9 protein-coding genes are annotated in these 9,184 nt (G+C 67.9%); 3 read left to right on the forward strand and 6 right to left on the reverse strand.

Annotation, left to right across the window (positions count from 1 at the left end; genetic code table 11):
• Positions 1-66 precede the first annotated feature (66 nt).
• The gene (locus tag DY262_RS18140) at positions 67-879 is read left to right on the forward strand and encodes a cupin domain-containing protein (protein ID WP_116960488.1); all 813 of its coding nucleotides are present in this window, start codon (positions 67-69) and stop codon (positions 877-879) included.
• A 385-nt stretch (positions 880-1,264) separates the two neighbouring features.
• Here the strand turns inward: DY262_RS18140 and DY262_RS18145 are convergent, their stop codons facing one another.
• The 4 genes from DY262_RS18145 to DY262_RS18160 all read right to left on the reverse strand — a co-directional run bounded on the left by DY262_RS18145 (position 1,265) and on the right by DY262_RS18160 (position 3,816).
• Entirely contained in the window at positions 1,265-1,792 is a 528-nt protein-coding gene (locus tag DY262_RS18145; protein WP_116960489.1) for a MarR family winged helix-turn-helix transcriptional regulator, read from the reverse strand.
• A gap of 47 nt (positions 1,793-1,839) precedes the next feature.
• A complete protein-coding gene (locus DY262_RS18150) occupies positions 1,840-2,067 on the reverse strand; it encodes a hypothetical protein (protein ID WP_116960490.1) in 228 nt (75 codons plus the stop codon).
• The gene (locus tag DY262_RS18155) at positions 2,064-2,816 is read right to left on the reverse strand and encodes a TSUP family transporter (RefSeq protein ID WP_116960491.1); all 753 of its coding nucleotides are present in this window, start codon (positions 2,814-2,816) and stop codon (positions 2,064-2,066) included. The genes DY262_RS18150 and DY262_RS18155 overlap by 4 nt, the downstream gene beginning before the upstream one ends.
• A gap of 97 nt (positions 2,817-2,913) precedes the next feature.
• Positions 2,914-3,816: a LysR substrate-binding domain-containing protein gene (locus tag DY262_RS18160; protein WP_116960492.1), complete on the reverse strand. Its 903-nt coding sequence runs from the start codon at positions 3,814-3,816 to the stop codon at positions 2,914-2,916.
• Positions 3,817-4,231: 415 nt separating this feature from the next.
• On the opposite strand from DY262_RS18160, the gene DY262_RS18165 reads away from it, so the two are divergent.
• Positions 4,232-4,636, forward strand: coding sequence for a response regulator (locus DY262_RS18165; protein ID WP_116960493.1), 405 nt, complete (start codon positions 4,232-4,234; stop codon positions 4,634-4,636).
• 100 nt (positions 4,637-4,736) lie between these two features.
• Positions 4,737-5,888: an aromatic ring-hydroxylating oxygenase subunit alpha gene (locus DY262_RS18170; protein ID WP_181936558.1), complete on the forward strand. Its 1,152-nt coding sequence runs from the start codon at positions 4,737-4,739 to the stop codon at positions 5,886-5,888.
• Positions 5,889-5,947: 59 nt separating this feature from the next.
• Here DY262_RS18170 and DY262_RS18175 read toward each other — a convergent pair whose 3' ends face one another.
• Together DY262_RS18175 and DY262_RS18180 are read right to left on the reverse strand one after the other, a co-directional pair.
• A complete protein-coding gene (locus DY262_RS18175) occupies positions 5,948-7,594 on the reverse strand; it encodes an ATP-binding cassette domain-containing protein (protein ID WP_116960495.1) in 1,647 nt (548 codons plus the stop codon).
• Positions 7,595-7,600: 6 nt separating this feature from the next.
• On the reverse strand, positions 7,601-8,791 hold the full coding sequence (locus DY262_RS18180; RefSeq protein ID WP_181936559.1) for a beta-barrel domain-containing protein: 1,191 nt from the start codon (positions 8,789-8,791) through the stop codon (positions 7,601-7,603).
• Positions 8,792-9,184 lie beyond the last annotated feature (393 nt).

Below are 9,184 nucleotides of genomic sequence, written 5' to 3' on the forward strand. Positions count from 1 at the left end.
GGTTCGGCCATATAGTAACGATCGTTACCAAATACCGAACCCTCTCGTTTACCCTAAGGAGCTTAGATGAACGCCGTCCACGAATCGCAGAAGGGCCAAAGCGCCGGCTGGATACCCGGTCACCAGGCGCTGCCCGGCGTGTACGCCTACGACCTGGAGAGCCTGCCCTGGCGCACCACGCCGCGCGGCACCGCGCGCGAGAAGGCGGTGCGCCGCGACGAAGCCGCGGGCCTGTTCCTCGGGCTGATCGCCTTCGATCCCATGAGCCGATCGGGCGTGCACCAGCACCGGGGCACCGCGAGCAGCTACTTTCTGTCGGGTGAGCTGGTCGACTTCCAGTGCACCACGCGCGCGGGCGCGGTGGGTATCAACCTCGCGGGCGCCACGCACGATGCGGTGACCTACGGCGGCTGCACGCTGTTCTCGCGCCTGGAGGCGCCCGTGACGATCGAGCCCGATGGCGCGGCGATCCACCCGCACGCGAAGAAGACCACGGTGGTCAACGAATCGCCGTTCACGCCCCCGGACATCACCGTGGTGCTCGACGAGGTGGTGCCGGTGGCTTCGCCGTTTGCGCGCGTGTCGCGCCGCGCGGTGTTCGACTACGCGGGCACGGGGCACAACCGGCGCCTGTGCATGTTGCAGCTGTGGCCCGGCGCGCACCTGCCCGATCTGCAGCACCAGGGCCTGACCGACTGGTTCCTGATGGCGGGCGACCTGCGCATCGGCGACACGCGCGTGGCGGGGCCGTCGGTGGTGGTGATCGAGCCGGGGTCGCGCGTGGACGTGTCGTCCACCTTCGGCTGTTCCTTGCTGGCCTGGGCCGAAGCGCCCGCGCACGCTGGGGGGGATCCGGCGCTTGAGCCCTACGGCTTCTGATCCGGAGTCTTGGCGGTTCTGCGCTTCGGGGGCCGTTGTTGCTCTTGCTGCTGCGCTGGCAGGCCTGCGCCCAGGCACCCACACCGCCGTCCCCGAGACGGACAGGCTGGCCAACGAAGACCGAACACGGCAAATGGAATCTGACCCCACTTTTGTGACCCCACTTTCGCTGGAGTGCTTGGGTGTCACTCTCGACGGATGGTGGGGTTCGCGGGCGCAGGCCCCATTCGCCGTGGCCACAGAGGCTGCGCGCCGGTCAAGGTATTGACGCCAACTGCCTTGGTGAACCCGGGCAGACGTCCGCGAGCGTGGGCCGGAGAACGCGGACCCCGCCAGCCGTCAGCGCGACGCCGAGGCGAGAAGCGAGAAGCGAGAAGCGCCTGGATCACTCGTTCGGCTCGTCGCCCGTCGGGTCGTTGCGCGCCTGCAGCAGCAGCTTGCCCAGCAACTGGTGCAAGGTCTTGAGCTCGCTCTCGCTCAGGCTGGCGTAGACATGGGCCTCGCGCTTGATCGCGGCCTGCGCGATCTCGCCATACACGGCCCAGCCCTCGTCGGTGAGGCTGAGGTGGAAGCTGCGGCGGTCCGCCTCGCTGTTCTCGCGCGCCAGCCGGCCCTGTGATTCGAGCTTGCGCACCACGCGCGAGACGCTCATCTTGTCCAGGCCGGTGAAATCCGACAGCGTCTGCGCCGTGATGCCGGGCTTGTCGGCCACGGTGAGCAGCACGCGCCATTCGGTGAGGTTGAGGTCGAAGCGCTCGCCAAAACGCAGACCGAAGGGTTTGCCCGTGACGTTGGTGAGCACCCAGATGCGGTAATAGGGCGAACTCTCGGTGGAGAGCAGCGCGCGTTTCGCGGACCGGGCGCGGCCACCGCCGCCGGCGGTGCGTGAGGGGGGTGTCGCGCGCGAAGCCATGGCGCGGCAGTGTATGCGAGGCCTGCCATGCCCCGGGTCGCCTGTGTTCAGTGGGGCACGCGCGGCGCCGCGGCGTCGGCGTTCGACCAGCGCACCAGCTGCGCGCGCGCCTCGTCGCTGGCTTCGGTGAGCTGGCGCGCCAGGTGCAGGCCCACGAACCAGCGCCGCTCGGACAGCGCGGCGCAGGGCTGCAGGTCTTCCATCAGCGAGCGCAGCGCCAAGGCGGACGCGTGCAGCGCCTCCAGTCGGGCGGACAGGTCTTGCAGTGGGTTCATGCGCCCCCCATCGATGGCAGTGCGCGCAGCACCATGGTGAGGCCCAGCGCGCCGATGGCGATCTGGAACCCGCGTTTGAACGCGGCCTCGCTGAGCCGCTGGCGCGCGAAGGCGCCGAGGCCCAGCCCTGCCAGCGCGGGCAGCAGCATGGCGGCCGAGGCCGCGAAGGCGTCCGTGCGCACGCCACCGGCGCCCAGGCTGATCCACAGGCACAGGGTGCAGACCGTGAAGGTGAGGCCCAGCGCGCCGACCAAGGCGTCTTTGTTCAGGCCCAGCGATTGCAGGTACGGCACGCTGGGCATGACGAACACGCCGCTGGCCACCGTGAGCGCGCCCGTGGCCAGGCTCATGGCGGGACCGATCCACGTGTCGTGGCGCCCCGGCGGGGGCAGGCGCAGGCCGAGCAACCCGGCCAGGCCGTAGAGCGTGAGCAGACCGCCGGTGAGCGCCTGCGCCCAGGGGCCTGCGTTGGCCACCTCGGGCAGCGGCGAGAGCCAGGCCCCGGCCACGATGCCCAGGCACAGGCCGCGCGTGCGGCGCCACACCGCCCAGGCCACGCCGCAGCGCAGGTACTGCCAGACGTTGGTGAGCAGGGAGGGCAACACCAGCAGCGCTGCGGCCTGCGCGAGCGGCAGCATCAGCGAAAGCCCGGCGATGGCCACCGTGGGCAGGCCCAGCCCGGTCACCCCTTTGACGGTGCCCGCGACCACAAACACGGCGGCCACCGCCACCAGTTGCTGCATTTCCATGCGGCGCGATTCTGTCGAGGCCGCGCGGGCAGAGCCATCGCAAAGAAGCGGAGGGGGCGTTCGAAAAAACCGGAGGCCGCGCGGGCCGTGGCGCGGTTCAGCCGCGCGCGGACTGCTCGTGCAGAAAGCCGATCAGTGACTTCACCGAGGCCGGTGCCGTGTCGTGCGCGTGGTGCGTGCACAAGAGGAGGCGGCGCTTGGCCCAGCTGTCGCGCAGCGGGCGCCACTGCAGGCCGGGGTACTGGCGCACCAGCTCGCGCGTGGCGAGGCTGGAGACGATGGACAGGCCCACGTCGAGCGCCACCATCTTGAGCACGCCCTCGAAGGTGCGCAGGCTCACGCGGTAGCGAATCACCTTGCCGAGATCGGCCGCCTTCACCTGCAGGTAGGTGTAGAGCGCACTCTGCGCGGGCAGGCCTACCATGGGGTGATCCAGGCACTCGTCGAAGCGCGGCGCATCGCCGAGCGCGGTCAGGCGGTGCAGGGTGCCCACCACCACCAGATGGTCGTCGGCCAGCGGCATGGCGTGCAGGCCGCTGGTGTCCATGGTGTCGGCCAGCACGCCCACATCGGCCTTGCGGCGGTGCAGGGCCTCGAGGATTTCGCCGGTCCACATTTCCTGCAGATCGACGTCGACCTCGGGGTGTTCGCTGAGGAAGCGCGACAGCGGCTCGGGCAGGTAGCCCGAGAGCGCGGCGGTGTTGGCCAGCAGGCTCACGCGGCCGCGCACGCCGTGCGCGAACGGCGCCATCTCGCGCTGCAACCGGTCCAGTTCCACCAGCACCGACCGGGCGTGGCGCGCGAGCTCGATGCCCGCGTCGGTGGGCCGCACGCCGGAGGCGCGGCGCTCGAACAGGCGCACGCCCAGGGCCGATTCCAGCTCCTGCAGCCGGCTGCTGGCCGCCGCCACGGACAGGTGGCAGCGCCCGGCACCGGCCGTGATGGACCCGGCGTCGAGCACCTCGATGAACAGCTTGAGCTTGGCGACGTCGACTTTCATGGGGGGAGGGCGCGGGAGGGCGTGGCGATCATAGACAGGCACGGATCCAGGAGACCCGGCCGCAATGCCCAAGCGTTCCCGCCGAGAACTAAGGGTTTACCCTAGTTATTTGGGTCATGAGCGTGCAAAATTCCGCGCGTTCGTTGACGGGACGCGTTTCTACGCGTCCTCCAGCGGGAACTTCCCGCCGACCTGTCTCCCAGGTCATCCGATGCGATTGACGCCCTCGCGGCGCGGTCCGCCGGTCGGGCGAACACCGCACCGCCACATCGCCGCCCCTTGGCGTCCACACCGCGCGAGCGCGCCCACCCGGCGTGCCCCACGGGTTTTTCGTTTTCCGTTCCGTTCATCCCGCCGGTGCCCCACGAGGGCGCGGTGGTGACGCTTTTTCGGGCCCATCCCTGGCCCGCCCGCCATGAATACCGAACGCATCCTGCTCGTCGACGACAGCGAGAACGACAACCTGTTCCACGAGATCACCATCCGCAAGACCGGCTTCGCGGGTGAGATCCGGGCCTTCGAATCGGCCGAGGACTTCTTGCAATTCCTGCGCCAGGACGCTGAGCGCCCGGCGACTCTGGTGCTGCTGGACATCAACCTGCCCGGCATGAATGGCTTCGACTGCGCGCGCCAGATCGAGGCCCTGGTGGGCGAGGGCCGCCCGGTGTTCGTGAGCGTGCTCACCTCGTCCACCTGGCGCGACGACCGCCGCGCGGCGCAGGATCTGCCCATCATCGAGGACTTCCTGGTCAAGCCGCTCACGCGCGAGGCGCTGGATCGGGTGATGGCCCGCGCGCGCGCCAAGGCCAGCGCGGGCTGATCCGAACGGGCGCGGCGCGTCGCCCAGGCGGCGTCCGCCGCGCGCGACGGCATGCACAATGCCCCGCACCCGTGCACCGCACACGGGCAGAGGAGACCGCATGCACCACGACGAACAGGTTCGGCTGATCCAGCGCGCGCTCGCGCTCATCGAGGCCGGCGCCAGCGAGCGCGGTGAACCCACGTTCAGCCCCGTGAGCCGCTACCTGGACCCGGCGCGCTTCGAATCCGAGCGGGAGCGGCTGTTCCGCGCCTTGCCGATCGCGGTCTGCGCCTCGGGCAGCCTGGCGGCCGCCGGCGACAGCCTGGCCCTCGACGTGGCGGGTGTGCCGCTGCTGCTGGCGCGCGGCGAGGGCGGCGAACTGAACGCCTTCATCAATGCCTGCCGCCACCGCGGGGCGCGCCTGCTGGGCGCGGGAGCGCACCACCAGCGCGCCTTCGTCTGCCCGTACCACAGCTGGACCTATGGTCTGGACGGCGCCTTGCGCTGCCGTCCGCACGCCGCGGATTTCCCGCACGCACCGCCCGAGCGCTGCGCGCTCGTCCGCGTGCCGGTGGGCGAAGCGCTGGGTCTGGTGTGGGTGGTGCCGCGCGCACGGCGCGAGGGCGAGTCCGATCGCATCGACCTGGAGCGCCACCTGGGCCGCTTCGGCCAGGACCTGCGCCATTGGGGCTATGACGGCTGGGTGCCCTTCCATGAGCGCAGTTTTCCCAATGCCGCGAACTGGAAGATTCCCTTCGAAGGCAACCTGGAGACCTACCACTTCCAGTATGCGCACCGCCAGAGCATCGCCCACCTGTTCCACGACAACCTGCTCATCGCCGACCACGACGGTGACCACCAGCGGCTGCTGCTGCCCAAGCGCAGCATGGCGGGCCTGCGCGATCTGCCACATGAGCGCTGGGCGATCGGCCCGCACTCGAACATCATCTACTTCTTCTTCCCGGCCACCTTCATCCTGCACGAGGGCGACCACGCCAACCTGTTCACCGTGCTGCCGGACAGCGTGGGCCACAGCACGGTGCGCGCGGTCACGCTGATCCCCGAGAAGCCCACGAGCGAGAAAGCGGCCCGCCACTGGCAGAAGAACGTCGAGTCCTTCTGGGGAGCGCTGGACGAGGACTTCGCGCTCGGGGTGAGCTGCCAATCGACCCTGGCCAGCGGGGCGAACGCGCACTGGCACCTGGGCGCGACGGAGTGCAGCGCGGCGCGCTTTCATGCGGCGGTGGAGCGGGTGTTGGTGGGTCGATAGCGCACCGAACGACCGGGCGGCCTGTCATCCGCCAGATTGGCCGGTGGCCGCGGTCCAGCCTAGGCTTGCTGCTTGACCCGATGGAGGCTGTCCTCCTGCGGAGTGAAGCTGACCAGGCGACCTTGAGAGAGGCGAAGTACGTAGTCGGCGATCTGCGCCAGGTCGCTGTCGTGCGTGGCGAACACCATGACCTGGCGTTCGCGAGCCTTCGCGTGAAGCCAGGAGACGATGTTGGCGCGCCGTCCGGCATCCAGGGCGGTGGTGGGTTCGTCGAGGAACAAGGCCGCGTCTGGTGGCACCATGGCGCGCGCGATGCAGACGCCTTGGCGTTCCCCGCCGGACAACTGGCCCACTCCTTCCATCGGGCTGGGCTGCGCCGTGAGCAGCGCGTTCAGATCCAGTCGGTGCAGGCTCTGCTCGGCGGCATTCGGTGACTGACGACCGAGCATCACGTTCTCGACGATCCCACAGTTGAAGAGGTGTTCCTGTTGAGAGAGGTAGACCAGGTCGGTCCGGGTGGCCGGTGCAAGCCCATGCACCAGGGCGACACCTGAGCTGGGTGCGTACCAACCGCTCAGAAGCTTCAGAAGCGTGGTCTTGCCGGAGCCGGATTCTCCGAGGATGGCCAGCGACTTGCCCGGTGGAAGCTCGAAGCTGATGCCGTCCAGGACGGGCCGACCCTGGGGTGTGCGAAACGAAAGATGGCGTGCGACGACGGCCGATTCGGTGCGCGCAGGCAGTACGGTATTCCTTGGCGCGGATGCTTGTTTGCCGGCAAGAAACTTCCTCATCTGTGCCTGCGACTCATGGAAGGCGGTGCGTCGTTGAAGCAGTGGCGCGATTTGCCGAACCTGCGCCGAAATCTGGCGTAGCAGCATGTTGGCCATGACCAGTTGCCCGACGGACAATTTCCCGGCCACCACCTCATACGCTCCCACGCCCAGCACGATGGCCAGGGAGATCCGCTCGAACGACAAACTGACCAAGCCTTGCACAACCGACGCGGTGCTCCAGCGCTGCAGCGCGATTTCGTAAGCGTGTTTGCTGGCCTGCCACCGGTTGATGCAGAAGTCGAAGGCATGGTGGGCCTTGAGGCTGAGGGCGCCGCGAAGCATTTCTTCGACGGACGCCAGTTCTTGCTCGCGCGTGCGCTGCAGGCCGCGCGCGGCATGGCGTTGCGTTCGGGTCATCGCGAAGTGGGCCGCCATGAAGACCACCGTGAGGCCCGCAATCGGCAGGCACAGTGTCGAGCTCACTAGGAACAGCGCCGACATGCCGACGAACAGGCACAGTGGAATGGCGGCGGAAGCCACGGCCCAGTCGCTGCGGAAGCGGACATCGGTGCCAATGCTGAGGAAGCGCGCCAATCCATCGTCCTTTGCAAGCCTTTCGAGTTCGGGGTAGGGGGCGGCGGCCAACATCTTCCAGAACCCGGTTTCGGCCTGGACCACGGCGGAGTGCGTGATGTAGAGCATCAGGCGATCGTGGACATAGGTGAAAACGGCTTCGCAGGCGTAGAAGATGGCGAAGGCCAGAAGCACGGCCAGCAAGGTGGCGAATGCCCGGGTCTGGATCACACGATCGAGGATCACGCCAACCGTCAGGGCCGGAATGAGCGAAATCAAGGCCAGAAGAACGGTGAGCACCATGCAGGCGGCGAGTTCGCGTCGGCAGTGCGTGAAGGCATCGAGGGCTGGTTCGGACATGCCGCCTCACCTTCTTTCGCGAAAGGCCTCGTTGCCGAAGCGAAGGAAGGGGTCGAGCCAGATGTCGATGGGGCGTTGCTTGCCCACTTCAATATCGGCGATCAGCTTCATGCCATGCCGGATGTCGAGCGCCTGCAGATCGTCCGACGCTGGCGTCAGGCGTGCGATGGCGACGTAGTCCGCGAGTCTTTCGTCGCCAGGGAGCACCTCCCTCAAGACGCGAACGACCACGGCGGGACGGCTGCCGTAGATCGTGAACGGATAGGCCTCGAACTTGACGTCGATCGCTTGGCCGGGTTTGACGAATGGATAGTCCTCATTGCGCACGCGCAGCTGAAGCTCCAGCGGTGTGCGAACAGGGACGACCGACATCAGCCGTTCTCCCGCGCGCACCGCATTGCCAGCGACCTGTTCCGAAACGTGCTCGATCACGCCGTCGACGGGCGATTCAATGGCGCTGTTTCGGCTCAGGTCTGTCAGGCGCTGGAATTCGGCAGACGCTTGCAGGAACTGCGCGTGGGTTTCCGCGGCCTTCTGACGCCGGATCCGGTCGACCTCCATCCGCGCAGCGGACAATGCCGCGCGGTGAAGCCCCACGTCTTCCTTGGCGTGAGCGAGTCGTTTTCTGGCAATGAGGACCTGTTCTCCCGCGTCGACGGCATCCTGCTGCATCGCCAGCAGGGAGACGTGTGACTGGAATCCTTTTCGCACCAGTTCCGCATGCCGCTCCAGGCGCTCGCGCGCAATGGGCTGCAGGGCCTCGCGCCGGCGCAGTGTCGCGGCTTCGACATCTTCCTGCGCTAGGCTTTCCATCAGTTCGCCTTTCACGGTTTCGAGGCGTGCGTTCGCCGCCAGCAACTCCGCCTCCACGGCGCGCCGAACAATCCGCTGAGTCTCGATCTCGGCGCTGTCCAGCGGTTCCACAGGGACCGAAAGCCCCGAATACGCGCCGTAGGCCGAGGCGTGGCGGATCATGTTGAGCCGGGCCTGATGGACGCTCAGGCCATTCGCGTCGGGCTCGATGGTCATGAGGCGATCCCCCTGGTGGACGAAGTCGCCTTCGCTGACCTGGACGCTCTGGATGCGACCAGCGAGCGGCGCGACGATGTGTGCGCTTTGTGCCACGGATCGAACCTGACCTTCGGCCCGTACCACTTTCTCCACCTCGATGGCGGTGGCACAGGCGATCGAAGCCATGATGGTCGTCAGCGCGCAGAGCCACGCGGCGTGCATCCAACGGGAAGGCCGCTGCAGGATGGGACCCGTCACAGGCGCTCTCTTCGATCCACCCGTACCGAGAAGACATCTCCCCAGTGCGAGTACCCGCGCAGTTCCAGCAATCGACAGACGCGGTCCACGGATATGCCGCCGGACGTACCGAGGAGTGCCCCAGCCAAGCCCCGCTGACACGCGGTGGCCGAGAAGGCGTCGAACAGTTTCAACGGCAGCGCACCGGCCCTGTAATCCGGGTCGACATAGAAGAAGGTGTGTGGTCCCCTCGAATTCCTGAGCCAGTCAGAAGTAGAGGTTGGGGAACAGTTTGACACGGTACTCGACCGGTGGGATTCGGCCGAGGGACTCATGGGGGCG

It is taken from the genome of Hydrogenophaga borbori, from assembly GCF_003417535.1.
Classification (GTDB): domain Bacteria; phylum Pseudomonadota; class Gammaproteobacteria; order Burkholderiales; family Burkholderiaceae_C; genus Hydrogenophaga; species Hydrogenophaga borbori.